Below are 25,513 nucleotides of genomic sequence, written 5' to 3' on the forward strand. Positions count from 1 at the left end.
CACCAGGCTGTCCGCTCCGGCGTAGGCCGGGTCGTTGTCTGGGAACAGCTTGCCGATGTCCCCCAGGGCCGCCGCCCCCAGCAGGGCGTCCATAATGGCGTGGGTCAGTACGTCGGCGTCGGAGTGGCCCAGCAGCCCCTTCTCCCAAGGGATGTCTACCCCGCCCAAAATCAGCTTCCGGCCCTCCACCAGCTTATGTACGTCATATCCGTGTCCGATTCTCATACTTCTTCCCTCCAGGCCAGCAGGGCCTCAGCCATAGCCACGTCCTCCGGCGTGGTCAGCTTCAGATTGCAGTAATCTCCCTGGGTCAGGGTCACCCCAATGCCCAGCCGTTCCACAGCGGAACAGTCGTCGGTCAGCTCCGCCCCATCCTCCAGCGCCTTGATCAGAGCCGTTCGGATCAGATCACGCTGAAATACCTGAGGCGTCTGAACCGCATAGAGCAAAGACCGGTCAGGTGTACGTTCCACCAGACCATCTCTGGCCACTTTCACTGTGTCTTTCAGCGCAACAGCAGGAGCGGCAGCGCCGCACTGTTCCGCCCGACGGATGACAGTATCCAGCACCGCCTGGCTCACCAGAGGCCGGGCTCCGTCATGAATTGCAGCCAGTTCCACGCCGCGACTCAACTCCTCTATGCCTGCCAGCACCGAATGGGTGCGGGTCTCCCCTCCCCGCACCACCTTCTTAACTTTGTTCAGGGCAGCGTCCCGGCACAAGCCGCTGATAGGCACGATCAGATCCTCCCGGGTGACCACTACGATCTCGCTGATATGAGGGCAATTGTCCAGTGCCCGCAGCGTGCGGAGAATGACCGGTACCTCATCCAAGGGAAGCAGCAACTTGTCCTGCCCCATCCGGGTGGAGCTGCCTGCAGCAGGCACCACCGCACCGCATCGGATCGGCTGGGCGGCATTCCGATGAAAAAGCCGGGAAAAGATCCCCGCCATAGCATTGCCTCCTTTTACAAAAAAGGAGCCTGCCGGCCCCTTTTTATCGCTTGATATGGGCGGGGCGGTTTACCGTCCCTTCGTTGTATCCTATTACGCCATCGCTGTGTTAATGCGCGCTTCCACATCTTCATAACTGGCGTTCTGGGACAGGACAATCTCAGAGATCAGGATCTGTTTGGCGGAGTGGAGCATTTTACGTTCTCCTGTAGACAGGCCTCGCTCCTCGTCCCGCTGAGTCAATCCCTTCACGACCCGGGCCACTTCAAGAAGATCCCCGCTTTTCAAGCGGAGCATATTCTCCCGGTAACGGCGGTTCCAGTTGGGGGTCATATCCACCTCGATGTTAGGAATGGCGGCAATGACACGGTCCGCTTCCTTTTCGTCAATTACCGGGCGTACACCGATCTCTTCGCTGTTTTCTGTGGGGATCATGACCAGCATCCCACCCACAGGCAGCTTAAGGATGTAATACTCCCGTACAACGCCATTGATTTTCTTCTGCACAATGCTGTCCACAATACCAGCACCATGCATCGGGTGAACGATTTTGTCCCCTACCTGAAACACGATCCCACCTCCCAGTAGATCCGCCTGGTTTTATACACTCCTTACATTGTTTTGTCCTATTTATACCCATTATAGACTTCATTTTTGTGCTTTGCAAGTAAAATCCCTTGCGTGGGTGTAAAAAACCGGGGACGCCATCACTGGCGTCCCCGGTTGGGTGACGGAATTACTCCTCCTCGGGAGCGGCCTCTTCCTCGCCGCCCTCCAGCAGAGCGCGGATGGACAGGGAGACCTTCTTGTGGTCGTAGTCGATGTCGATGATCTTCACATCCACCATCTGGCCCTCGCTCAGCACGTCACCAGGCTTGTCGATGCGATGATCGGCAATCTGGGAGATGTGGATCAGACCGTCCACACCGGGCACGATCTCGGCAAAGGCGCCGAAGGTCATCAGCTTGACCACGCGGACATTGGCCACGTCGCCGGGCTGATACTTGGAGGTGAAGACCTCCCAGGGGTTCTGGGAGCGATCCTTCATGCCCAGAGAGATCTTCTTCTTCTCGGGGTCGAAGGAGATGACATACACCTCAACGGTGTCGCCCACGGAGACGACCTCGGAGGGGTGCTTGATGCGGGACCAGGACAGCTCGGAGATGTGGACCATGCCGTCCACGCCGCCGATGTCCACGAAGGCGCCGTAAGAGGTCAGGCTCTTCACGGTACCGGTGTAGCGCTTGCCCTCCTCGATGTTGGCCCACACCTCGGCGGCCTTGGCGGCACGCTCCTCGGCCTCAACGGCGCGGATGGAGCCCACCACGCGCTTACGGGCGCGGTTGACCTCGGTGATGCGCAGGCGCACCTTCTGCTTGACCAGCTGGCTCATGGGAGTCTCACGGGGCAGACCGGTCTGGGAAGCGGGCACGAAGACGCGCACGCCCTTGATGGACACGACAACGCCGCCCTTGTTCTCCTCGGTGACCACGCCCTCGACGGTGGTGTGATCCTCCTTGGCCTGCTCCACGTCTTCCCAGCTCTTCACGGTGTCAAGGCGCTTCTTGGAAAGGGTGACAACACCCTCCTGGTCGTTCACGCGCATGACATAGGTTTCAATCTCATCGCCAACCTTTACCAGGTCCTCGACCTTGACCGTAGGGTCGTCGGTCAGTTCGGACACCGGTATGTAGCCGGCGTGCTTGGTGCCAAGATCCACATAGATCTCAGTGGGCGTAATGCCAGTGACAACGCCCGTGACCTTCTCCCCTGTATTTAAAGTCTTGATCGATTTCTCCAGCATTTCAGCAAAGGATTCCTCGATCTCAATGTTTTCATCGCTCATTTTGTCATAGACCTCCTTTATAATCCACTCAGGCGTGGACGCGCCCGCAGTGATTCCAATAGAAGCCTTCCGGTACAGGGTGGAAGGTTCCAGCTCCGCCGCCCGTTCGATCCAAACGACCATGGGACAGAGCGCCTTGCATAACTCGGCCAGTCGCTTGGTGTTGGAACTTTCCCGCCCGCCGATGACGACCATAGCATCGCACTGAGCGGCCAGCGCCTGAGCCTCAGACTGCCGTTTATACGTAGCATTACATATTGTATCAAAAATTTTTAAATTTGTACACTCTTTTTTTGCTTTTTCTACGCACTCTGTCCAGATAAAGTGCGTGGAGGTGGTCTGGGATACCATTGTGAGGGGTAGTTCCCGCCGTTTGGGATCCTCCTCAAGCCACCTGGTCAATGCCTGTTCCCCTTCCAGTACAACAGGACGGGCGCACCAGCCGGCAATGGCCGCTACCTCCGGATGGTCCGGCATCCCCACGATAAGGACCTGCCGCCCCTCCCTTTCCGCTTCCTGCACGATACGATGGATGCGGGAGACGTTGGGGCAGGTGGCGTCGATCACAGGACAGCCCCGTTCCTCCAGAGCCTGGTGAACCGCTTTGCTCTCCCCGTGAGAGCGGATAATGACGGCGGCGCCGGCCGGAACCTGGTCCAGCGTCTGGAGCAGCTCCACCCCCTGCTTTTGCAGGTAGTCAATCACGCTGTTATTATGAATGATCGGTCCTAACATCGCGCAGCGCCGGCCGCTTTGCGCGGCCTGCTCGGCCAGCTCTACCGCCCGGCGGACGCCATAGCAGAATCCGGCGGACTTGGCCAGTCTCACCCTCATCGTCCCACCTGAGGTTTCAAAGCCTCAATTCGATCCATCAGATCCTCAGCGATGGTCTTATATTCTTCCGGTGTGGGCCGTTTTCCGACGGTCTGGGGATAATAAGGTTCCCCGATCACCACAGGATTCCACCGAAACCATCTTTTTTCTGCCGGCATGTAGATGGGTACGATAGGTACCCCGGTGCGTACCGCCAGCATAGCGGCCCCCGTCTTGGCGTCGCCGATATCCCCATCCTGATGACGGGTACCTTCGGGGAACATGAGCAGCAGTTCCCCGTTTTTCAGATACTTCATAGCGGTCTTGATGGCGCCGATATCCGCCTGGCCCCGCTTGACGCCAAAAATGCCGCCGTGCTTCAGAATCCAGCCGATGATAGGCCAGTGCATGACCTCCTCCTTGGCCATAACGTGGATCTGGTGCTTGAGCCCCAGGGCATAAGCCACAAAGAGCGGGTCGCTCATCCGGGTATGGTTGGCGCACAGCAGCGCGCCCCCCTCGGGAAAGTTTTTCTTATTGATACAGCGGGTGGGCTTGAAGATGCGAAAGACCGGCCAGAGAACGATATAGGCCAGAACGTAAATGATATTCATGCCTGAAGCCGCTCCTTTACGATTTGGATCAGCAGCGCCAAACTCTGGTCAAGATCCAGCTCGGTGGTATCGGCCAGTATGGCGTCCTCCGCCTGACGCAGGGGGGCGGTGGAGCGATTGGCATCCCGCTGATCCCGCTCCTTCACATCGCGCAGAACGGTATCAAACTGGGCCTGTTCCCCCCGATCCTGCAATTCCAGCCAGCGGCGGCGGGCCCGGGCCTCAGGGGTAGCGGTAAGGAAGATCTTCACGTCGGCCTGGGGCAGCACCACGGTGCCGATATCCCGTCCGTCCATCACCACGTCGTGTTCGCGGGCAAGCTGCCGCTGCCGATCCAGCAGAAAAGAACGCACTTCCGGCAGGGCCGACACGCAGGAGGCGTATCGGGAGATCTCGTGCTGCCGGATGACCTGAGAAACATCCTCCCCGTTGAGATACATCCGCTGCACGCCGTCCTCCCCATAGCCCAGGCCAATGTCAAGGCCGGGCAGCAGGGCCACCACCGCGTCCCCGTTCTCAGGGTCTATGCCGTTGCGAAAAGCCTGCAGGCCCACCGTACGATAAATTGCGCCTGTATCCACATACAGATAGCCCAGGGACCTGGCCAAAGCTCTGGCCAGGGTAGATTTGCCAGCCCCGGAAGGGCCGTCGATGGCAATGCTCCTGCGCTTACTCATATCCCTCTGCCTCCTCGGCAAGACAAACGGCCTGAGCCGCCCCCTGCCCTGCCGCCCGGCCCGTTGACCAGGCGATCTGCAAATTAAAGCCTCCGGTATAGGCGTCCACATCCAGCACTTCACCGGCAAAAAAGACCCCTCCGACCTTTTTGGAGGCCATTGTATGGGGGTCTACCTCCGATGTTTTAACGCCGCCGGCAGTGATGATAGCCTCGGCAATCGGCCGGGGCCCGGCAATGTCGATACGGATACCCTTCAGTGTCTCCACCAGACGCCGCCGCTGGGCGCGGGTCACCGAGTTGGCCTTCAGGTCTCCCGGAATATCGGTCAGCTCCAGTACCACAGGCACCATCAGCCGGGGTACCAGCCCCTCCAGTACATGGCGGAAATCCTTGTTTGCTCCCGCGTCCAGATCCCGGAGGATGCGTCCGTCCAACTTCTCCTGGTCCAAAGCGGGCTTGAGATCCAGCATGACATAATAATGCTCCTGATCCATGCTCCTCATATGGGCAGAGGCGCTGAGGATCAAGGGCCCGGACAGTCCAAAATGGGTAAAAAGCAGCTCGCCCTGCTCTGCATATATACTCTTCTTCTTGCTGTTTTTCACCTGGATGGCTACATTTCTCAAACTGAGTCCCTGCATCCGGGCGCAGAAGTCCTGCTCCGCCACCAGAGGTACCAGAGAGGGACGTGGTTCCACGATGGTGTGGCCCAGTTCCCGGGCAAAGTCATACCCGTCGCCGGTGGAGCCAGTCAGCGGATAGGACACCCCGCCGGTGGCAATGACCGCCGCCTTGCAGGGATATCTCCCCCTCTCCCCTTTTACGCCGGCGATGCGGCCCTCCTCCAGAATCAGGCCGGTGGCCCGATCCTCGACCATATCCACCCGCGCCTTACGCAGAGCCCGCAGCAGGGCGTCGATGACATCGGCAGCCTTGTCGGATTGAGGAAATACCCGGTTGCCCCGCTCTACTTTCAGCGGCACGCCCAGTGCCTCAAAAAATGCCTCCGCCTGCTGGGGCGGGAAGCGGGTCACCGCGCTGGTGAGAAAACGGCTGTTACCCGGTACGTTTTGAAGCATCTCCTGTACGGTACAATGATTGGTCACATTGCACCGGCCCTTTCCGGTAATGTACAGCTTGCGGCCCAACTTGGGATTGCGCTCCAACAGAGTAACGGAAACTCCCTGCTCCGCAGCGGTCAGAGCCGCCATACACCCGGCGGCGCCGCCGCCTATGACGACGATCTCACTCAACTGTTTTCGTCCACCTTCTCATAGACTTCGTACTCATCCCAGATCCGCTCCAGGCTCTCAAAGGTGCGGGACAAATCGTCATTCTTCTTCCGGCCGATTGCCACAATGAGGGCGTTGACCAAGCTGAGGGGAGCCACCAGGGAGTCCACGAAGGAGGCCATGTCGCTCTTGGCCAGCAATGTAATGGAGGAATAGGGCGCAAGCGGCGAGGCTGCACTGTCCGTGATGGCAATGGCCTCCGCACCACGGTCATGGGCAAACTGCATGGCTTTCACCGTCCGGCGGGAGTAGCGGGGGAAGCTGATGCCAATGACCACATCCTCCGGCCCCACATGGAGCATCTGCTCAAAGACCTCGCTGGCGGAGGTGGTGTGGATGATGGTCACATTATGAAAAATCAACGTGAAGTAGAACCCCAGGAAGCTGGCAATGGCGGCGGCAGACCGTACGCCCAAAATATAAATATGGCGGGCCTTCACAATGGCATCCACCGCGCGCTGGAATTGAGCGCGGTCAGTCTCCTCCATGGTCAGACGGATCTTATCAATATCCGACTGCATCACCATAGACAGAATGTCATGATCGCCAATGCGGTCGTTGGTCACCTCAATACGCTGGATGGAGGTGAGCTTGCTGCGGATCATCTCCTGCAAGGCTTTCTGCATGGCAGGATAGCCGTCATAGCCCAGCTCGGCGGCAAAGCGCACCACGGTGGACTCGCTCACCTTCACCGTCTTGCCCAGCTTGCTGGCCGTCATAAAGGCTGCCTTGTCATAAGATTCCAGAATGTAATTGGCAATCAGCTTCTGACCTTTGGAAAAGGTATTCATTTCAGCCTGTATGGTGGAGAGAATGTCTTTTGGCATAGCCTTTACCTCCCGACGTCACAGTTCTTGCAGACATAACGCCGTTAACCTTGATATCAAAGATTCCGGTCTATCCCCCGGTATTCCAGTGGATAGACCGGATATGTTCAGCAGGCTGCGCATCTGCAGCGTACCCTTAAATTCAACAAATAATATGATACCGGTTTTTCAGCAGAAAAGCAATCCCTTTTTTGCAAGAATTCTATCAATTCCTGCAAAAAGGCTGTTCAACTCTGATCGGGAAGCTGTTCCAGCATCGCCACTTCCGTCCGGGAAAGGGGACGCCAACAGCCGGGGCTAAGTTGCCCCAGGGTCAATGCGCCCTCCCGCACCCGGCGCAGTCGGGTCACCTGAAGGCCCGCCAGGGCGCACATGCGCCGGACTTGACGATTGCGGCCCTCGTGGATGGTGACCGACAGGATCCCATCTCCCACCGGTTCCACACGGGCCGGACTCAGACGGATGCCGTCCAGCTCTATGGGGCCCCGCAGCACAGGCAAGGCGGAAGGGATATCCCCTTTCACCCACACCAGATATTCCTTCTCCACCTCATGGCTGGGATGGAGCAGCCGCTGGGTCAGTTCCCCGTCGTCGGTGAGGATGAGCAGCCCCTCCGAATCCAGGTCCAGGCGGCCTACCGGCCACACCCTTACGCCGCAGTCCTTGACCAGATCGGCCACCGTTTTCCGGCCCTTCTCGTCGGACAGAGTAGTAACGTAGCCCCTGGGTTTATTGAGCAACAAATAAGTACGCTGCGAGCGTTCTTTCAACGGTTTTCCGTCTGCCCGAATATCGTCCCGATCCGGGTCGGCCTTATCTCCCAGATTGGCAATGCGGCCGTTGACCGTCACCCGGCCCTCCGCCAGCCAGGTCTCCGCCGTCCGTCGGGAGCATAGCCCATAAGCGGACAAAATCTTTTGCAGGCGTTCTTCCACCGCCAGTCTCCTTTCCGCAGGAGAGGCCTGCCGCAGCACGGCAGACCTCTGCTGTAAAATATCCAATTCTCATCCAAACAGCCGCTGCCACCAGCGCAGCGGGGCCACATTGTTGACTGCGCCGGTTTGGTACAGCAAAGGCAGTTGGGCGATCTCGTTTCTCTCCAACGTGAAGGTGACTCGCCCTGCCGGAAACCCGGCCAACACCGGCGCCTCCACCTGACGGGGCAGATCCACCGTCCGCTCCACAGTCTCGCCTTGGGCCAGCGGGTAGTAAAAGTCCGATACGGTGCTTACCCGGGTAAAGCGGCACAGACTGCCTGTTACCGGGATATCGGTCCACTCCCCTGCCTCCGCCACCAGGGTGCGGGGATAGGTAGAAAAGCCATAGTCAAAAAGGGCGGCGTGGTCGGCCCAGTCATTGGGAGCGTTGAGGGTGACGGCAATCAGCTCCTGACCGTCCCGCCGGGCGCTGGACACCAAGGTACGTCCCGCCTCGTCGGTGTAGCCGGTCTTGAGGCCGGTACAGCCCTCATACCTCCACAACAGTTTATTGTGATTGGTCAGGCTGCGTCCGGCAATGGAGATGCTGCGGGTGGATGCGATGATCCGCAGCTCCTCCCGCTCCAGTACCGCCCGGGCCAGGATAGCCATGTCGGCGGCGGTTGAGTAGTGCTGCGGATCGTCCAGTCCATTGGGATTTGCAAAGTGGGTATCGTTCATCCCCAGCTGGGCCGCCTTTTTGTTCATCTGCGCAACAAAGGACTCCACATCCCCTGCGCAATACCCGGCAATCGCCAGGGCGGCGTCGTTGCCAGAGGACAGCAGCAGCCCATAGAGCAGAGCCTCCAGGGTCAGCTCCTCTCCCGGCTTGAGATACATGGAGGAGCCCTCAGCCCCCGTCCATTCCTGCTTCACCTTCACCACTGATGTCAGATCTGGATGCAGATCCAAAGCCACCAAAGCGGTCATCAGCTTGGTGATGCTGGCAATGGGTCGGCGTTCGCCGGCGTTCTTTTCGTAGAGGACCCGTCCGCTCTCCCCATCCATCAGAATGGCGGATGACGCAGACACAGTTGATCCCGCTGCGTATACGGGCAAGATCAGCAGGGACAGCGCCAGGAAAAGGGCGCAGCAGCGTTTCAAAACAGCATCACCTCACGTTGATGCCGTTAGTATACGCCTCCAAACCCCGGTTTATCCGCCGCTTCCTGGGCCGCCTTCTTCTTCTCCTGCTGCTTCTCAATGAAATCGGTCACCTTGTCAATGACCTCAGGTACCATCTCCACCACCCGGTCCACAGTAGTGCCGGCGGGGGGCGCCACGGGAAGCAGTTTCACCGAATCCCCCTTGACCACCAGGAAACCCACCGGGATGAGATTCACCCCTGCGCCCGCGCCGCCGCCGAAGCAGTTGTCGCCGTCCGGCTTCTGGTGCTTGCTCCCAAACTCGGTACCGCCGGAACCCACGCCCACGCTGAGCCGGGAGACGGGAATAATGGTTACTTCGCCTGTGGTGATAGGTTGTCCCACAATGGTGTTGGCATCTGCAATCTCACGGACCTTATCCACGATATTGCTCATCAGATCGCCGATAGGATGTTGCTTTTCCATAGCTTAAACCGCCTCTTTCTGTGTTTCCTGCCGGGATTTGCTCCCGTTCTTATATTGGGAAAGGATGGGCAATACCTGAGACGCCACACGGACGCCCAAGGCAACGATCTGCCCGATGGTCAACGTGGCCGCCGCATGCAGATTCACAATGGAATGCTCAGCGGTAAAATCTACTTTTGTACGGATACGCCACTCTTTCACATTAAAATTTTGCTCCACCAAGGGCCAAAACATACCCACAGCGCCGTTTACCCATCCATAATTCATCGCCGCTTTGACTGGATCGGCAAAGGCTACGATAAGGTCCAGATAAAAAGCGTCGATCCGGATCTTTCTCCGCAAACGTCCCGCCGCATCCGCCACAATGGGCAGCAGCTGTTTTACCAGCGCAAAGATCTCGCCCGCTGTGGGAGGCGGTTTTTGGGGTTTATCTTTTTTTGCCTGCCCCGCTTTTGGGGATTTCTTGGGCTTCTTTTTTTTCCGGGGGAAAAGCGTCACCCGTACAGGCCCTGCCAACAACCTGACTTCCCATTGATTTTGGACGTATTCCGCCTGCACGCCCACCCGAATCAGGCTGAGCAGCACAAGGGCAAGAATTACAATTCCCAAAATCAACAGCACGATCATGCCCCAGACTCCTCCTCAGATTTGGCCAACTCCCGGGCCGCTTCCTCGATCTCTTCCTCGGTGATCTCCGTCAGGCTCTCCCCTGCTTCCGCCGCTTTCAGCCGCTCCACCGCCGCCTGCATCTCCAGGGTGATCTGCCCGTCCTCCGGCGGCATATTGGGCAACTCGGGCAGTTCCTCCAGGCTGGACAGCCCGAAGGACCGAAGGAAGGTCTGGGTGGTGCGGTACTGGATGGGCCGGCCAGGCACCGCCAGGCGGCCGCACTCCTCGATCAGATCCCGCTCCAGCAGCAGCCCGATGGTATAGGAACTGTCCACCCCACGCACCTGATCCACATAGGCCCGTGTGGCTGTCTGGTGATAGGCGATGATGGCCAGCACCTCCAGCGCGGGCTGGCTCAGTTTGGCAGGACGGCGGGTCTCAAAGGCTTTCCGGATGTATGGGGCAAATTCCGGAGCGGAACACAGCTGATAGCTGTTTTCCAGCCGTACCAGCCGGATACCGCGGCGTTCATAACTATAGTTGTCCGCCAGGCGCTTGCAAACGGCGTCTACGGTGCTTCGGTCCAGATCCAGGGTCAGGCACAGGCGCTCCACGCCCACAGGTTCGCCGGCAGCAAAGAGGATTCCCTCAATGGCCGATTCAATTTCCTTTACTTCCATAAATTATCCCCCGTCTGACGGCTGATAAACGTCGGTGGAGAAGTCAGGCGCCTCCCCATCCTCCCCGGTGCTGGTAATGGTACAGTCCTGCTCCGTTCCCGCCAGACGTACCCGTCTGGCTTTACACAGCTCCAGCACGGCAATAAAAGTGGCCACGATCTCCGAACGGCTGCGGTTTCCGCGAAACAGCGCGCTGAATCGGGTAACCCCGAACCGGGCCAACCGCTCCAGAATTTCGTCGGCCTTATCCGCCACCGGGTAGGGTTCCCGTCCCACAATCCCTTCAAAGGCAGTCATGGGCGGCGGCAGGCGGTGATCCACCCGGGCCAGCACCGAACGCATGGCTTTCAGCAGATCCTCCGGCTTATGGACATAGCGATAGGTCTTGTCCGCCTGAATCGTCTCCGGCGGCTTGGTCAGATAGTCCCGTGCAACGGCGTAGCGATCTGACAGGGCCGGTACTATCGCCTTAATGCGGATATAGTCCTCCTGACGCTGGTGTTCCTCCAGGGAGGCCATGAGCTGCTCCAGTTCGGACAGAGCCTCCTTGTCGTGGATGGACAGCAGCATCCGGGTCTTGATGTACACCAGCTGGGCCGCCATTGTGACAAACTCACTGGCCACCTCCAGGTCCATCTGCCGCCGACGATCCATCCACTCCAGATACTGCTCCAGGATCAGGGAGATCTGGATGTCCTGGATCTCCATTTTATTTTTGCTCAGCAGGTGGAGGATCAGATCCAGAGGCCCGTTAAAGTCCTCCAGATCCTCCCGGTTCTTCACCACTTTTTCCAGATGGTAAATGGGCGTTTCGATGGTACTCACCTCAAAACAGGTTCAGAATGGCGGACACGTCCTGGAACCAGAGCAGCCATTCCAGCGGCATGCCGGTGATGGCGCACAGTCCCCGCAGGCACTGGAGCATCAGGAACGTCAGAGGCTTGTTGAACACACCCAACAGCACCAGAACGACAAGCAGGCCCATCACATACCGTTCATACTTCAGAATCGTATAGTAGGCACGGTCAGGCAGTACGGAAAAGAGGACCTTGGACCCGTCCAGCGGGGAAATAGGGATCAGGTTGAACAATCCCATACCCACGCCCAGCAGGGCCATGTTGGACAGGAAGCACAGCACCAGCAGGGTCCCCTTGTTGATGGGGGCAAACTGCCAGATCAGAGAAGACAGGCCCACCGCCGCCAAGGCAGTGAGAAAGTTGGCCGCCGGACCTGCCAGAGCGGTAATGGCCATGCCCTGCTTGGGACGCTTGAAATAGCGCATATCCACCGGAACCGGCTTGGCCCAGCCCACCTTGACCACCACCATCATCAAAAGGCCAATGGGATCCAGATGCCTGATTGGGTTAAGGGTAAGCCGTCCGGCATTTTTAGCGGTGGGATCTCCCAGGCGGTAAGCTACATAACCGTGGGACAGTTCATGCAAAGTGATGCACAAGAGCGCGGCCACGGCGGTGATGAGCAAAGTAATGAGCCCCCACCAGTCCATATGCTGCGCAAATTCACGCAACGAACCCAATGGTCATTCCTCCAACAGCTTGCACCCGGGTCGGGAGAGCGGGCTCCCTAGTCTCCTGGTGCAAATTCAGATTGATTATACCAAAATCCCCCGAAAAACACAAGTCGGGCCGGCGCATGATCTGCACCGGCCCGACCTTATGTTATACAACGTGGTTGCGCAGTGTGCCGATGCCCTGGACGGTGATCTCCACGGTGTCGCCGGGGGTCATGGGCCCCACCCCTGCCGGGGTGCCGGTGGTCACCACATCGCCGGGCTCCAGAGTCATGGAGGCGGTAATGAACTCCAGCAGCTGAGGGATCGCCGTCATAAACTGGCTGGTGTTCCCCTGCTGGACCACCGCCCCGTTGAGCCGGGTCTCGATGGCCAGACCGGAGGGGTCCACCTCGTCGGTGACCACGGGGCCAATGGGGGCGAAGCCGTCCATGCTCTTGCCACGGGTCCACTGGCCATCCCCCTTCTGCACGTCCCGGGCGGTAACGTCGTTGAGACAGGTGTAGCCCAGGATATAGTCTGCAAAGTCCTCCACCTTTACATTCTTTGCCCGGCGGCGAATGACGAAGGCCAGTTCCCCCTCGTAGTCCAGTCGCTCCACAAAGGCGGGGGCGTGGATTGTCCCCTCCGGGTGGTTGAGGGTATTGGGGGCCTTCAAAAAGAGGATGGGCTGCTCGGGCACCCCCTCCCCCATCTCCACGGCGTGGTCGTAGTAGTTCTTACCCACGCACACGATCTTGGTGGCCTCGCAGGGGGCCAGAAGGCGGCAGGCCTCCAGGGGCAGGCTCTCCCCGTCATAACAGATCTCCTCAAAGGGAGGGCGGGTCAAGGTGCGCACCAGGTCCCCCTGGAGTACACCCCATACGCCCTTGCCGTCCCGCAGCAGCTTCACATATCTCATGCCAGTCCCTCCGCATGGTCCAGAATCAGATTGAGCAGTTCCTGCTTTCCGTCTCCCTTCTCAGCAGAAAAGGGAATTACCTTTACATCATCGTCCAACTCCAGGGTCTCTCGGATGCGGGCCAGGTTGGGCTCGATATCGCTCTTGCGCAGCTTGTCCAGCTTGTTGGCCACCACGGCAAAGGGCTTGCCGCTGTTCTTGAACCACTGTGCCATCGTACAGTCGTCGGCGGTGGGATTATGGCGGGCATCCACGATCATCAGCCCCAGGGTCATCAGGGAGCTGTCGGCAAACCACTCCTCCATGAGCCGCCCCCACCGCTGCTTCTCAGCCATAGATACCTTGGCGTAGCCGTAGCCCGGCAGATCTACCAGATAAAAGGCGGAATCAATGAGGAAGTAGTTGATGTGGGTGGTTTTGCCGGGGGCGGCACCCACCCGGGCGAAGTTCTTCCGGTTCAGGAGCCGGTTGATCACCGACGACTTACCCACATTGGACCGGCCGGCAAAGGCCACCTGTGCCAGCCGATCCCGGGGAAAGTCGGCAACCTTGGCGGCGGAGCGGACAAATTCCGCTTTTTGCAGGTTGACAGACATAATTTCCTCCTTCTGACCACCTTACTGCCGCATAAGGGGCCGTTCGGTTCGCTGGGACGGCACACAGGGCTGGGAGATCTGGTCGCTCGGCGTGCTGAGCTTCAAGTCCAAAGCCTCCGCCAGCACCTGATCCACCTCATCTACGGTAACAAACCGCAGTCCCAACTTCACAGCAGGATCAATTTCTTCCAGATCCTTTCCGTTGTCAGCCGGAAGAAGGACGGTATGGATGCCGTTGCGGTAGGCCGCCATCGTCTTTTCCTTCAAGCCGCCGATGGGCAGCACTCTGCCCCGTAAAGTAACCTCGCCTGTCATCGCAAGTCCCGTCTTGACCGGCGTCCCGGTGAGCGCGGACACCATAGCGGTAGTGATGGCAATGCCGGCGGAGGGGCCGTCCTTGGGCACCGCCCCTTCCGGGAAATGAATGTGGATATCTTTTGTCTTGTAGAAGTCGCTCTCAATGCCCAGCTGGGCGGCCCGGCTGCGGATGTAGGTCAGGGCGGCGTGGGCGGATTCCTTCATAACATCTCCCAGGTTACCGGTGAGTTCCACTTTGCCGGTGCCGGGCACCACGGCAACTTCCACCTCCAGGATCTCGCCACCCACACTGGTCCAGGCCAGGCCGTTGACCACGCCCACCTGCTCGGTCTGGGGGATGTGGTCGGGGTGATACCGGGGGATGCCCAACAGCTCCTCCAAATTCTTCTCTGTAACGCTTACCGACTTTACAGTAGCTGTCACAAGGCGCATTGCAGCCTTACGGCACAGGGCGCCGATCTGCCGTTCCAGGATGCGCACGCCGGACTCCCGAGTGTAGCCCCGAATGAGCATACGCAGGGCGTCGTCGGACAGCTTGAACTTGGCGCGGGTCAGGCCGTGGCGTTTGATCTGCTTGGGAATCAGGTGGCGCTTTGCGATCTCCACCTTCTCCTCATCGGTATAGCTGCTCAGCTCAATGACCTCCATCCGGTCCAGCAGGGGCTTGGGGATGGTGTCAAGGGTGTTGGCTGTGGTGATGAAGAGTACGTCGGACAGGTCGAAGGGCACCTCCAGGAAGTGATCCCGGAAGGTGGCGTTCTGCTCGGCGTCCAACACCTCAAGCAGTGCCGAGGCGGGGTCGCCCCGCTGGTCGTTGCCCAGCTTGTCGATCTCGTCCAGCAGCAGCAGGGGGTTACAGCTGTCGGCCTGCCTGATGGCAGCGATAATGCGGCCGGGCATGGCCCCCACATAGGTCTTGCGGTGACCACGGATCTCAGCCTCATCGTGGACGCCGCCCAGGGAGATGCGGGCCATATTCCGATGAATGGCGCGGGCCACGCTGGTAGCGATGGAGGTCTTGCCCACGCCGGGAGGACCAACCAGGCAGAGGATCTGCCCCTTCAGCTCAGGTGAGAGCTGCTTCACGGCCAGGAACTCCAGAATACGCTCCTTCACCTTCTCCAGGCCGTAGTGGTCCCCGTCCAACACCTTGCGGGCGGCCTCCACATTGACCCGCTCCCGGGTGCGCTTGCCCCAGGGCAGCTCCAGTACGGTATCCAGGTAGTTGCGCAGCACGGTGGCCTCGGCCGAGCCGAAGGGCTGCTTTTCCAGCCGGCCCAGCTCTTTATTCAGCTTGTCCGCCACCTCCTGGGGCAGTTTGGCCTGAGCAATGCGCTGACGGTACTCCTCCAGCTCGCTGTCCCCCTGGCCGTCCTCCCCCAGTTCCTGCTGGAGGACCTTCAGCTGCTCCCGCAGCACATAGTCCCGCTGGCTGCGGGTAAGCTGGTCCCGCACCTTATCCTGCATCTGGTGTTCCAGTTCCAGGATCTCCACCTCCCGGCGGAGGTTCTGGCACAGCTTCTCCAGACGCCGGACGGGACGCAGTTCTTCCAGAATGGCCTGCTTGTCCCCGGTACGCATGGGCAGGTTCTGGGCGATGTAGTCGGCGATATAACCCGGCTCCTCACTGGACAGCACCGACAATAGAATATCAGGCGTCATTTTGGGCGCCAGGTCAATGTAGTTCTCAAACAACTCGTAGGTCTGACGCATCAGCGCCTCGGTGCGGGCGGAGCGACGCACGGTTGCTTCCTCCGGGATCTCCTCCACCTGGGCAGTAAAGTAGGGCACTGTCTGCACCATGTGCTGCAACCGCCCGCGACACACTCCCTCTACCATGGCCCGCACATTACCGCCAGGCAGGCGGAGGATCTGGCGTACCGTACTGATGGTACCCACACGGTAGAGATCCTCTTCTTTGGGCTCCTCCACCGACAGATCCCGCTGGGCCACCAGGAAAATGGGCTGTCCTGAAGTCATAGATTCGTCCAGGGCCTTGATGGAGGCTTCCCGCCCCACGTCGAAATGGAGCATCATATTGGGGAAGATGGTCAGACCTCTCAGGGCCAGAGCCGGCATGACCGCAGGCAGATTGGTTTGCATATCATTCCCTCCTCTCAGGGATATAAAACAGGAGACAGCACCGAGGGCGACCGGTTTTGCCCAGTCTCCCGGCTCCTGTCTCCTGCGTTAATTTTGTCAGTTGTTGCTCAGGACACGTTACCCTTGGGTGCCTTACCACCGTGTTCAGCACGCAGGGACGCGCCGCCCAACCTGGGCCGTTGGGTACGCTCCGGGTCATGTTCCACCTCTGGCGGCACATGATCCTTGACGCTCTCGGCGGTGATAGTCACCTTGGTGATGGTGGGGTCGGAGGGTACGTCGTACATGACCTGGGTCATGACCTCCTCCAGCACCGCACGCAGGCCGCGGGCGCCGATGCCACGCTCGATGGCCTTGTCAGCGGCCGCCTCCAGGGCTGCGGTATCAAAGGTGAGATCCACCATGTCGTACTCCAGCAGTTTCTGGTACTGCTTCACCAGGGCGTTCTTAGGCTCGGTGAGGATGCGCACCAGCTGGTTCTTGTCCAGGGCGTTCAGGGTGGTGATCACCGGCAAACGGCCCACCAGTTCGGGAATGATGCCGAACTTCAGCAGGTCGTGGGGCTGAACCTCCTTGAAGATGGCGGTATCCTTCTCCTTCTTGCTCTGAATCTCCGCCCCAAAACCGATGGTCTTTTTGTCCAGACGCTGCTCGATGATCTTCTCCATGCCGTCGAAGGCGCCGCCGCAGATGAAGAGAATGTTCTTGGTGTTGATCTGGATAAACTCCTGATGGGGGTGCTTGCGGCCGCCCTGGGGGGGCACGTTGGCCACGGTACCCTCCAGAATCTTCAACAGGGCCTGCTGCACACCTTCGCCGGACACGTCCCGGGTGATGGAGGTATTCTCGCTCTTGCGGGCGATCTTGTCGATCTCATCCACATAGATGATGCCCCGCTCGGCCAGCTCGATGTCGTAGTCGGCGGCCTGAACCAGACGCAGCAGGATGTTCTCCACGTCGTCGCCCACATAGCCCGCCTCGGTGAGGGTGGTGGCGTCGGCGATGGCGAAGGGTACCTTCAGGATGCGGGCCAGGGTCTGAGCAAACAGGGTCTTGCCGCAGCCGGTGGGACCCATGAGCAGGATGTTACTCTTCTGGAGTTCCACATCCTCCCCGCCGCCGAAGTAGATGCGCTTATAGTGGTTGTATACCGCCACGGACAGGGCCACCTTGGCGTCTTCCTGGCCGATGATATACTGGTCCAGCACATCCCGGATCTCCCGGGGAGTGGGGATCACATCGGGGATATCGGGGGACAGGGCCTCCTCCGGGTCGTAGTTGTCGTCCAGAATGCTCATGCACAGGTGGACGCACTCATTACAAATATAGGCCCCGGGGCCGGCGATGATGCGGGCCACCTGGTCCTGGTGCTTGCCGCAAAAGGAACAGCGTACGCTTTTGCGCTCGTCGTTTTTTGGCATATCGTTACCTCGTCGTACTCTGGATTGGTTTCAGATGGGAACGGGCAAAAAGCCGGAAAGGGAGCGGGGCGTTTCCTCCCCGCTCCCCCGCAGATTACCGGGAATAGATGACCTTGTCGATCAGGCCAAACTCCTTGGCTTCCTCAGCGGACATGAAGTTGTCACGCTCACAGGCGGCAGTGACTTCCGCCACATTCTTGCCGGTGTTGTCGGCCAGGATCTGGTTCATGCGCTTCTTGATGATCTCCAGGCGCTTGAGGTGGATGGCCATATCGGTGATCTGGCCCTGAGTGCCGGCGGAGGGCTGATGGATCATGATCTCCGCGTTGGGCAGCGCCAGACGCTTGCCCTTGGCGCCGGAAGAAAGCAGGAAAGCACCCATGCTGGCCGCCATACCGATGCAGATGGTGGATACATCGCATTTGATGTACTGCATGGTATCATAAATGGCCATACCGTCTGTAACAGATCCGCCGGGACTGTTGATATAAAACTGGATATCCTTGTCCGGGTCCTGGGCCTCCAGATAGAGCAGCTGGGCTACCACCAGACTGGCGGTAGTGGCGTTCACTTCCTCGCCCAGAAAGACGATGCGGTCGTTGAGCAGCCGGGAAAAGATGTCGTAAGACCGCTCGCCCCGGTTGGTTTGCTCCACTACATAGGGTACTAAGCTCATGATTGCGAAACTCCTTTATTATGATGTCGGGGCGGGTCCCCCTCTCAGAGACCCGCACCCGGACCATCCCCACCCTTGGGCAGGCTTACCTCAAAGTATGCCCGCCTCACGGCGTCTTATTCCTCGGTTTTTTCCTCGGCGGGAGCCTCCTCAGCGGGAGCCTCCTCGGTCTTCTTCTTGGTGGTACGGCGGCGCTTGGGCTTCTCCTCGCCCTCGGCGGCCTCACCCTCGGCCACCTCGGCCTTCTTCTTGGTGGTCTTCTTCTTGGCGGGAGCCTTGCCTGCCTTGGCGCTGTCGTAGATGACCTGCTCGGCCTTCTGAAGGGCCAGGCCCTTCTTCACGTCCTCAGCGGGAGCGGCAGCCTTCACCTGCTCCAGCTCCATGTGGTACTCGTCGGCCAGGCGCTTGTACTCGGCCTCCAGATCCTCGTCGGTGATCTCGATGCCCTCGGCTGCCACAACGGCGTTCAGGGCCAGATCGCGGCGCACCCGCTCCAGCGCGGCGGTACCGGCCTGGGCACGGACAATATCCATCGTCATGCCGGTCATGGCCATATACTGCTCAAAAGAAATGCCCTGGGCCTGGACGCGGCGGGCCATATCCTCCACCATCTGGTCGGTCTCATAGGCCACCATGGCGTCGGGGATCTCAACCGTCATGTTGTCCATGACCTGCTCCAGAACAGCAGCCTCAAAGGCGCGCTTGGCCTGAGCCTCACGGCGCTCGGTCAGCTTGGCAGCCAGATCCTTCTTGAAGTCCTCCAGAGTGTCAAACTCGGACACGTCCTTGGCAAACTCATCATCCAGGGTAGGCAGCTGCTTCTCCTTGACCTCGTGGACCTTGACCTTGAACACCACAGGGGCGCCGGCCAGCTCCTCGGCGTGATAGTCCTCGGGGAAGGTGACATTCACATCCTTCTCGTCGCCGGCCTTGGTACCCACCAGCTGCTCCTCGAAACCGGGGATGAAGGAACCGGAACCCAGCTCCAGGCTGTGGCCCTCGGCCTTGCCGCCGTCAAAGGGAACGCCGTCCTTGAAGCCCTCGAAGTCGATGACCACGGTGTCGCCGTTCTGAGCCTCACGCTCCACGGTCACCATGCGGGTAGCGCGGTTGATGTAGGGCTTGAGTTCATTGTCGATGTCCTCGTCGGTGATCTTGACCTCTTCCTTCTCGGCAGTGAGGCCCTTGTACTCGCCCAGCTTCACCTCGGGACGGACAGTGACGGTGGCCTTGAAGGTCAGGCCGTCCTTGCCCACCTCCTGCACCTCCACGTTGGGCCAGGACACCACGTCCAGCTTCTCCTGCTCCACGGCGTCGGCATAGGCCTTGGGGTAGAGGTCATTGATGGCATCTTCATAGAATACGCCGGAGCCGTACATCGCCTCGATGATCTTCCGGGGGGCCTTGCCCTTGCGGAAGCCGGGTACGGTGATGCTGCCGCGCTGCTTCAGATAGGCCTTCTGGACCGCGGCTTCAAACTCCTCGCCGCCGATCTCAATGACCAGCTCCACGGCGCTCTTTTCCTGCTTCTCGACGCTTTTGACATTCATCTTGTTAACTTCCTCCTGTTGGCCCCGGGGTCCGACATAGGGCCGGAACGGGGCAGCTTTCGCGTTATCCGCTATATATTATCAGATATGCGCGGAAATTGCCATAGTTTTTTTCAATTATTCCAGGATTTTTTGCGGTTGGAACTCCACATAGTCCGCCGCCACCAGATGGTAGTCTACCGGACCGTACCTTCCCTCTACCGCCAGGCGGTGGCTGCCCCCATGAAGATGGCCGTAATAACAGGCCTCCACCTCATACTGTTCCAGCAGGGCGATGATCTCCGCACAGCGGTAGCCCTGATAGAGGGGCGGGTAGTGAAGAAAACACAGCTTCTTCCTCTCCCCCGCCGCCTTCAAGGAGGCCTCCAGACGGATCAATTCCCGGTTAAATACCTTCTGATCCCCTTTTTCCTCATAAAACCACCCCCGGGTACCGCACAGGGCATAGTCCCCATAAAAATAGCAGTTATTATGAAGAATGTTCAGGGTGGTAAAACCTTTTTCTGCAAAGAAACGGTTCATCTTGGAGGCGGTGTTCCACCAGTAGTCATGGTTGCCCTTGAGCAGCAGCTTACGTCCGCCCGGCAAGCTATCCAGGAAGGCGAAGTCGGCCTCCGCCTCCTCCAGGCTCATGCCCCAGGACAGGTCGCCGCAGAGAACCACCGTATCCTCGGAACCCACCGTCTGAAAGCCCTTCCGCAGCTTGTCCACATACCCCTCCCAGCCGCCGCCGAACACATCCATAGGTTTATTGGCGGCCAGCGAGAGATGAGTATCACCAATGACAAACAGGGCCATTTACTTGAGCATCTCCAGCACTTGGTCCACCATGTGTTCTTTGGTGACAGTCTGGTCAAACCTGGGCGTCTTATTCTTCAGCGCGGCCAGAGGCGCAGGTACCGGCACACCAGTCAGTTCGGACAGCTGATCCAGGATGGCAGTCCCCTCCGCCAGCTCGGTGACGCCCAGGGCGCCCAAGACACTGTCGCAGAACTTGAAGGGGCTTGCAGTGGACACCACCACAGTGGGGGTCTTGTCACCGGTCTCCTTGCGGTACTGGTCCAGCACGTCAAACGCAACGGCGGTGTGTGGGTCAATGAGATACTTGTGTTCCTGCCACATCCGACCGATCACCTTCTGAGTCTGTGCATCGTCACAGCAGCCGGCGGCAAAAAGGCGGCTCATTTTAGTCTGTATGGCAGGGCTGACCTGATACATGCCGCCGGAATTGAGCTGATTCATATACTCCCGCACCTGATTGTCGTCCTGATCGCTGAGGGCAAAAAGCAGCCGCTCCAAATTGGAGGAAATCAGGATATCCATGGAGGGAGACATGGTGTTATAAAAAGTGCGGTTACGATCGTATTGACCGGTGCGGATAAAGTCGGTAAGCACATTGTTGGAGTTGGAGGCGCAGATCAGCTTGTTGATGGGCACGCCCATCTCTCTGGCGTAATAAGCCGCCAGGATATTGCCGAAGTTGCCGGTAGGGACGCAGACGTTGATAGGGTCGCCCTTCTTGATCTTCTCGTCCCGCAGCAGATCACAGTAGGCCGAAATATAGTAGACGATCTGAGGCAGTACCCGGCCCCAGTTGATGGAGTTGGCGGAGGACAAGAAGTAGCCCCGTGTCTCCAGCTGCGCCCGAAGGGCTTCGTCTGAAAAGAGCTTTTTCACGCCGGTCTGGGCATCGTCGAAGTTGCCCACCACCGAGCAGACCCCCACGTTGCCGCCGTCCTGGGTGTTCATCTGCAGTTCCTGGATGGCGGACACGCCGTCTTTGGGATAGAACACCAGGATACGGGTCTTATCCACGTCCCGGAAGCCCTCCAGGGCGGCCTTGCCGGTATCGCCGGAGGTGGCCACCAAAATACACACCGTTTTGGTCTCCTGATTCTTCTTCAGGGACGCGGTGAGCAGATGAGGCAGCATTTGCAATGCCATGTCTTTAAAGGCACAGGTAGGTCCATGCCACAGTTCCAGGCAGTAAGTGCTGTCGTCCACCTGTCGGACGGGCGCCACTTCCTTGTGATCAAACTTGGTTCCGCTATATGCCTTGGCGGCAAAGCTGGCCAACTCGGAAGAGGTAAAGTCGTCCAGATAGGAATTCATCACAAAGACCGCCCGCTGCTGATAGGACATCTCCTTCATGGTGTTCAGGCCGTTGGCCGAAAGCTTGGGAAGTACCTCCGGCGTCATCAGGCCGCCGTCGGTGGCCAGTCCACGGGCAATGGCCTGGGCTGCGGTGCAGCGATCCTGTGTGTTTCTTGTGCTTACATAGTACATACTTTGCTCACTACCCTCATCAGATTATTGAAGAACAGATCCTGCAAAAGGGGCTGACTGTAGCCCCGCAACCGCAGGAAATTGTAGAGTCGTTCATAGTCCTGGATTCCGGCCATGTTGCCGGCCAGCGGGCTGCATCCATCCAAATCACCGCCCAGGGCGATGTTTTTCTCGCCTCCCAGTTCCAGCCAGTGATCCAGATGGGTCGCGACGGTCTCCAGATCAGCCTCTCCCCCCACGAACTCGGTAAAGAGGTTCACGCCCGCCACGCCGTCATGCTCTATTATGGCAGTAAATTGCCGGTCGGTCAAGTTTCTGGGATGAGAAAACACACTTCTGGAATTGGAGTGACTGGCAAAAAAGGGGCCGGACAGGGTATCCGCCACGTCCCAAAATCCCGGGTCAGACAGATGGGACACATCCACCAGCACCCCCAGCGCCTCCGCCTTGCGGACAAAGGCTCTTCCCTGCTCGGTCAGGCCCTTGTCAGTGTTCTCAGCATTGGTGCCGGAGAGGTCGTTGGCCCGGTTCCAGGTGGGATTCACCGCCCGGACGCCCAGAGCGTGGGCCTCCTCCAGCCGTTCCAGAGAGCAGTCTAACAGCTCCGCTCCCTCCACTGACAGAAAAGCCGCCATCTTGCCCGCTTTGAACGCATTCTCCGCCTCCTCTGCCGTCCGGCAGTGGGTGATCACAGAGGCGTTGGCCTTCATTTCCCGGGAAAAGAGGTTGTGTTCCCGCTCAAAGGTCTCCCGGGGCGTAAGCCCAGGGAAATCTTCCGGCTGACCGAAGAGGGCAAAGAACTGGGCGTACCGTCCAAAGGCTTTCCCCCGCTCCAGATCCACATGGTAAGGGTTGCAGCCAAAGCTGCCCCCCTCCAGACAGCATTTCAGCACCGTATCACAGTGCCCGTCAAATACGTTAATGGCCGGCACGGCTCCCCCTCCTCTAAAACGCGTTTTCCCAATAATAAAACTCCGGCTCCCGGGTGGCCATCCCCTGGGGAGCATACAGCTCCGCCACATCAAACCGGGGCTGGAGATTTCTGGCAGGATGTGAGACAAGGTAGTATTCCGCCGTGGTCCGCAGCCTCTGCTGCTTCCGCCGGTCCACCGCTGCCCGGCCAGGGGCAAAAGAGTCGTCCTTCCGCAGCTTCACTTCTATAAAGCATAAGTACTTGTCAGTTGTTGCAATCAGGTCAATCTCGCCGAAGCGGCATTGGTACCCCGCGGCCAGGATGGTATAGCCCCGCTTCCGCAGCAACTCCGCCGCCTTGGCCTCCCCCCACCGGCCCAGCAGCCTGGCCTCTCCCCCGCTCACAGCTTTTTCAGGAAGGTGCGGCGGTGGATGGGACAGGGCCCGTACAGCCGCAGCTTCTCATAGTGGAGCTTGGTGGGATAGCCCTTGTGCTTTTCAAAGGCGTACTGGGGGTACAATGCCGCCATCTCCTCCATGTATCGGTCCCGGCTCACCTTGGCCAGAATGGAGGCCGCGGCAATGGAGGCCGACAGGGAATCACCCTTTACAATTGTTGTGTGGGGCGTGGTGACGGTTCCATGCTTTCCGTGATCCCGATTGCCGTCGATGAGGGCAAAGTCAGGCTTGACACTCAAGCCATCGATGGCCCGCTGCATGGCGTTCATCCGGGCGCTGAGTATGTCGGTTTCGTCGATCTCCGCCGCCTCCACCCAGGCCACGCTCCAGGCCTGGGCCTGCTCTATAATGAGATCGTAGAGCCGGTCCCGCTTTTTAGGGGTCAGCTTTTTGGAGTCGTTGAGACCCTCAATGGCCAACTCCCGGGGCAGGATGACCGCCGCGGCATACACCCTGCCGGCCAGAGGGCCAGCCCCCGCCTCGTCGCAGCCACACACCAGATCGTGGCCTTTGGCCCAGCAGTCCCGCTCCAGTTTCCACAGATCCATACCGTCTATCTCCTTTACACCTCTTGAGGTGTCTCCAGTGTAAAGTTTCCTAACTTTCCACTGCGGTACTCCTCCAGCAGCACACGGGCCATGCGCTCGGTGTCCACCTCGCCGCCGGAGATCAAAAAGCCACGCTTGCGGCCGCAGGCCTCCAGCAGCTCCCAGCCGGGTTGACCGGGCTGGGGCTCCACCTTGTAGCGGTCGGTGACGGCCTGGGGATATCGAGCGCCCAGGATCTCGATCAGATGGCAGGCCAGAGTCTCCCGATCCATGATCTCGTCCTTCACTGCCCCCGTAAAGGCCAGGTGCATCCCGGTGATCTCGTCCTCAAATTTGGGCCACAGGATACCGGGGGTGTCCAGCAGATCCAGGCCGGGGTCCACGTTGACCCACTGCTTGCCCCGGGTAACACCCGGCTTGTTACCCGCCTTGGCGGATTTCTTTTTGGCCACCTGATTGATGAAGGTGGACTTGCCCACGTTGGGCACCCCCACCACCATTGCCCGCACCGGGCGGCCCACCAGGCCCTTGGCCTTCCACTGCTCGATCTTGTCTTTCAGGGCGGACTTGATGGCAGCGGAAAACTGGTTGACCCCCTTGCCGTCCCTGGCGTTGGTCTCCATAACCCACCAGCTCCGCTGGCGGAACCAGTCCCCCCACACCTTGTTCATGGCGGGATCGGCCTGATCTGCCCGGTTGAGGATGATGAGCCTGGGCTTGTCGCCCACAATCTCATCAATGTCCGGATTGCGGCTGGAGATAGGGATGCGGGCGTCGATGATCTCCGCCACCAGATCCACCAGCTTCAGGTCGGCCTGGATCTGCCGCCGGGTCTTTGTCATGTGGCCGGGATACCATTGTATGTTCATGCTCCCGCCTCCTTTGTTCTTTAAGTTCACAATTTACCACTCATTATACACAACATCTTGTGGTTTGAAAAGGGCAAAGCCGCACAAAAAAAGAGAGAGGCACAGCCTCTCTCTTTTTTTGAACCACTTCGGGTGGGATCAGACGCGCTCCTTGACCTTGGCGCTCTTGCCCACGCGGTCACGCAGGTAATACAGCTTGGCACGGCGCACCTTACCCTTGCGGACCAGCTCGATCTTCTCCACAGCGGGAGCATGGATGGGGAATACCTTCTCCACACCGACACCGTAGGACACGCGGCGGACGGTGATGGTCTCCTCAATGCCGCCGTGCTTCTTGGCGATCACGGTGCCCTCAAAGACCTGGATACGCTCGCGGTTGCCTTCCTTGATGTGTACATGCACACGAACGGTGTCGCCCACATTGGCAACGGGGGGCTCTGCCTTCTGGTACTTGGCGCTGAAAGCCTGCATAAGATCCATGT

General features: G+C 59.1%; 28 protein-coding genes. All 28 read right to left on the reverse strand.

Annotated elements, in window-relative coordinates:
* Positions 1–225: 2-C-methyl-D-erythritol 2,4-cyclodiphosphate synthase (locus Q0K43_RS03165; RefSeq protein ID WP_297289122.1), on the reverse strand; the 225-nt coding region annotated here is incomplete at its 3' end.
* Positions 222–953, reverse strand: coding sequence for a 2-C-methyl-D-erythritol 4-phosphate cytidylyltransferase (ispD, locus tag Q0K43_RS03170; RefSeq protein ID WP_297289123.1), 732 nt, complete (start codon positions 951–953; stop codon positions 222–224). The genes ispD and Q0K43_RS03165, both read right to left, overlap by 4 nt.
* Before the next feature lie 93 nt (positions 954–1,046).
* Positions 1,047–1,523 carry a CarD family transcriptional regulator gene (locus tag Q0K43_RS03175; RefSeq protein WP_297289124.1) on the reverse strand — a complete coding sequence of 159 codons (477 nt, stop codon included), beginning with the start codon at positions 1,521–1,523 and terminating at the stop codon, positions 1,047–1,049.
* Positions 1,524–1,689: 166 nt separating this feature from the next.
* The gene (locus tag Q0K43_RS03180) at positions 1,690–3,633 is read right to left on the reverse strand and encodes a bifunctional 4-hydroxy-3-methylbut-2-enyl diphosphate reductase/30S ribosomal protein S1 (RefSeq protein WP_297289125.1); all 1,944 of its coding nucleotides are present in this window, start codon (positions 3,631–3,633) and stop codon (positions 1,690–1,692) included.
* Positions 3,630–4,226, reverse strand: coding sequence for a lysophospholipid acyltransferase family protein (locus Q0K43_RS03185; protein WP_297289126.1), 597 nt, complete (start codon positions 4,224–4,226; stop codon positions 3,630–3,632). Before Q0K43_RS03185 ends, Q0K43_RS03180 begins: the two co-directional genes overlap by 4 nt.
* Positions 4,223–4,903, reverse strand: a complete 681-nt coding sequence (cmk, locus tag Q0K43_RS03190; protein WP_297289127.1) for a (d)CMP kinase — start codon at positions 4,901–4,903, stop codon at positions 4,223–4,225. Before cmk ends, Q0K43_RS03185 begins: the two co-directional genes overlap by 4 nt.
* Positions 4,896–6,158: an NAD(P)/FAD-dependent oxidoreductase gene (locus Q0K43_RS03195; protein ID WP_297289128.1), complete on the reverse strand. Its 1,263-nt coding sequence runs from the start codon at positions 6,156–6,158 to the stop codon at positions 4,896–4,898. The genes cmk and Q0K43_RS03195 overlap by 8 nt, the downstream gene beginning before the upstream one ends.
* Positions 6,155–7,024: a MurR/RpiR family transcriptional regulator gene (locus Q0K43_RS03200; protein ID WP_297289129.1), complete on the reverse strand. Its 870-nt coding sequence runs from the start codon at positions 7,022–7,024 to the stop codon at positions 6,155–6,157. The genes Q0K43_RS03195 and Q0K43_RS03200 overlap by 4 nt, the downstream gene beginning before the upstream one ends.
* A gap of 227 nt (positions 7,025–7,251) precedes the next feature.
* A complete protein-coding gene (locus tag Q0K43_RS03205) occupies positions 7,252–7,959 on the reverse strand; it encodes a pseudouridine synthase (protein ID WP_297289130.1) in 708 nt (235 codons plus the stop codon).
* A gap of 69 nt (positions 7,960–8,028) precedes the next feature.
* Entirely contained in the window at positions 8,029–9,033 is a 1,005-nt protein-coding gene (locus Q0K43_RS03210; RefSeq protein WP_297289131.1) for a D-alanyl-D-alanine carboxypeptidase family protein, read from the reverse strand.
* A 98-nt stretch (positions 9,034–9,131) separates the two neighbouring features.
* Positions 9,132–9,572 carry a GerW family sporulation protein gene (locus Q0K43_RS03215; protein WP_297289132.1) on the reverse strand — a complete coding sequence of 147 codons (441 nt, stop codon included), beginning with the start codon at positions 9,570–9,572 and terminating at the stop codon, positions 9,132–9,134.
* A 3-nt stretch (positions 9,573–9,575) separates the two neighbouring features.
* Positions 9,576–10,199: a DUF2953 domain-containing protein gene (locus tag Q0K43_RS03220; RefSeq protein WP_297289133.1), complete on the reverse strand. Its 624-nt coding sequence runs from the start codon at positions 10,197–10,199 to the stop codon at positions 9,576–9,578.
* Positions 10,196–10,861 carry an SMC-Scp complex subunit ScpB gene (gene scpB, locus Q0K43_RS03225; protein WP_297289134.1) on the reverse strand — a complete coding sequence of 222 codons (666 nt, stop codon included), beginning with the start codon at positions 10,859–10,861 and terminating at the stop codon, positions 10,196–10,198. The genes Q0K43_RS03220 and scpB overlap by 4 nt, the downstream gene beginning before the upstream one ends.
* A 3-nt stretch (positions 10,862–10,864) precedes the next feature.
* Positions 10,865–11,686, reverse strand: a complete 822-nt coding sequence (locus Q0K43_RS03230) for a segregation and condensation protein A (RefSeq protein WP_366086125.1) — start codon at positions 11,684–11,686, stop codon at positions 10,865–10,867.
* Between the two features lies 1 nt (position 11,687).
* On the reverse strand, positions 11,688–12,398 hold the full coding sequence (locus Q0K43_RS03235) for a site-2 protease family protein (RefSeq protein ID WP_297289135.1): 711 nt from the start codon (positions 12,396–12,398) through the stop codon (positions 11,688–11,690).
* A 142-nt stretch (positions 12,399–12,540) separates the two neighbouring features.
* A complete protein-coding gene (locus tag Q0K43_RS03240) occupies positions 12,541–13,293 on the reverse strand; it encodes a fumarylacetoacetate hydrolase family protein (RefSeq protein ID WP_297289136.1) in 753 nt (250 codons plus the stop codon).
* Positions 13,290–13,889 carry a ribosome biogenesis GTP-binding protein YihA/YsxC gene (yihA, locus tag Q0K43_RS03245; RefSeq protein ID WP_297289137.1) on the reverse strand — a complete coding sequence of 200 codons (600 nt, stop codon included), beginning with the start codon at positions 13,887–13,889 and terminating at the stop codon, positions 13,290–13,292. Before yihA ends, Q0K43_RS03240 begins: the two co-directional genes overlap by 4 nt.
* Positions 13,890–13,910: 21 nt before the next feature.
* Complete coding sequence (gene lon, locus Q0K43_RS03250) at positions 13,911–16,310, reverse strand: endopeptidase La (RefSeq protein WP_297289138.1); 2,400 nt, start codon at positions 16,308–16,310, stop codon at positions 13,911–13,913.
* Positions 16,311–16,417: 107 nt separating this feature from the next.
* Complete coding sequence (gene clpX, locus Q0K43_RS03255; RefSeq protein ID WP_297289139.1) at positions 16,418–17,731, reverse strand: ATP-dependent Clp protease ATP-binding subunit ClpX; 1,314 nt, start codon at positions 17,729–17,731, stop codon at positions 16,418–16,420.
* A 94-nt stretch (positions 17,732–17,825) separates the two neighbouring features.
* Positions 17,826–18,407, reverse strand: a complete 582-nt coding sequence (locus tag Q0K43_RS03260; protein ID WP_297289140.1) for an ATP-dependent Clp protease proteolytic subunit — start codon at positions 18,405–18,407, stop codon at positions 17,826–17,828.
* A gap of 116 nt (positions 18,408–18,523) precedes the next feature.
* Positions 18,524–19,957, reverse strand: a complete 1,434-nt coding sequence (tig, locus tag Q0K43_RS03265; RefSeq protein ID WP_297289141.1) for a trigger factor — start codon at positions 19,955–19,957, stop codon at positions 18,524–18,526.
* A 117-nt stretch (positions 19,958–20,074) separates the two neighbouring features.
* The gene (locus Q0K43_RS03270) at positions 20,075–20,755 is read right to left on the reverse strand and encodes a metallophosphoesterase (protein WP_297289142.1); all 681 of its coding nucleotides are present in this window, start codon (positions 20,753–20,755) and stop codon (positions 20,075–20,077) included.
* Positions 20,756–22,243, reverse strand: coding sequence for a threonine synthase (gene thrC / locus Q0K43_RS03275; RefSeq protein WP_297289143.1), 1,488 nt, complete (start codon positions 22,241–22,243; stop codon positions 20,756–20,758). It lies immediately after the preceding gene.
* Positions 22,231–23,175 carry a dipeptidase gene (locus tag Q0K43_RS03280; protein WP_297289144.1) on the reverse strand — a complete coding sequence of 315 codons (945 nt, stop codon included), beginning with the start codon at positions 23,173–23,175 and terminating at the stop codon, positions 22,231–22,233. The genes thrC and Q0K43_RS03280 overlap by 13 nt, the downstream gene beginning before the upstream one ends.
* Before the next feature lie 13 nt (positions 23,176–23,188).
* Positions 23,189–23,560 carry a YraN family protein gene (locus Q0K43_RS03285; RefSeq protein ID WP_297289145.1) on the reverse strand — a complete coding sequence of 124 codons (372 nt, stop codon included), beginning with the start codon at positions 23,558–23,560 and terminating at the stop codon, positions 23,189–23,191.
* On the reverse strand, positions 23,557–24,162 hold the full coding sequence (locus tag Q0K43_RS03290) for a ribonuclease HII (protein WP_297289146.1): 606 nt from the start codon (positions 24,160–24,162) through the stop codon (positions 23,557–23,559). Before Q0K43_RS03290 ends, Q0K43_RS03285 begins: the two co-directional genes overlap by 4 nt.
* A 14-nt stretch (positions 24,163–24,176) precedes the next feature.
* Positions 24,177–25,031 carry a ribosome biogenesis GTPase YlqF gene (gene ylqF / locus Q0K43_RS03295; protein ID WP_297289147.1) on the reverse strand — a complete coding sequence of 285 codons (855 nt, stop codon included), beginning with the start codon at positions 25,029–25,031 and terminating at the stop codon, positions 24,177–24,179.
* Positions 25,032–25,169: 138 nt separating this feature from the next.
* On the reverse strand, positions 25,170–25,511 hold the full coding sequence (gene rplS / locus Q0K43_RS03300; RefSeq protein WP_297289148.1) for a 50S ribosomal protein L19: 342 nt from the start codon (positions 25,509–25,511) through the stop codon (positions 25,170–25,172).
* Positions 25,512–25,513 lie beyond the last annotated feature (2 nt).

Origin of the sequence: uncultured Flavonifractor sp. (genome assembly GCF_944383115.1) — a bacterium.
Classification (GTDB): Bacteria; Bacillota; Clostridia; order Oscillospirales; family Oscillospiraceae; genus Flavonifractor.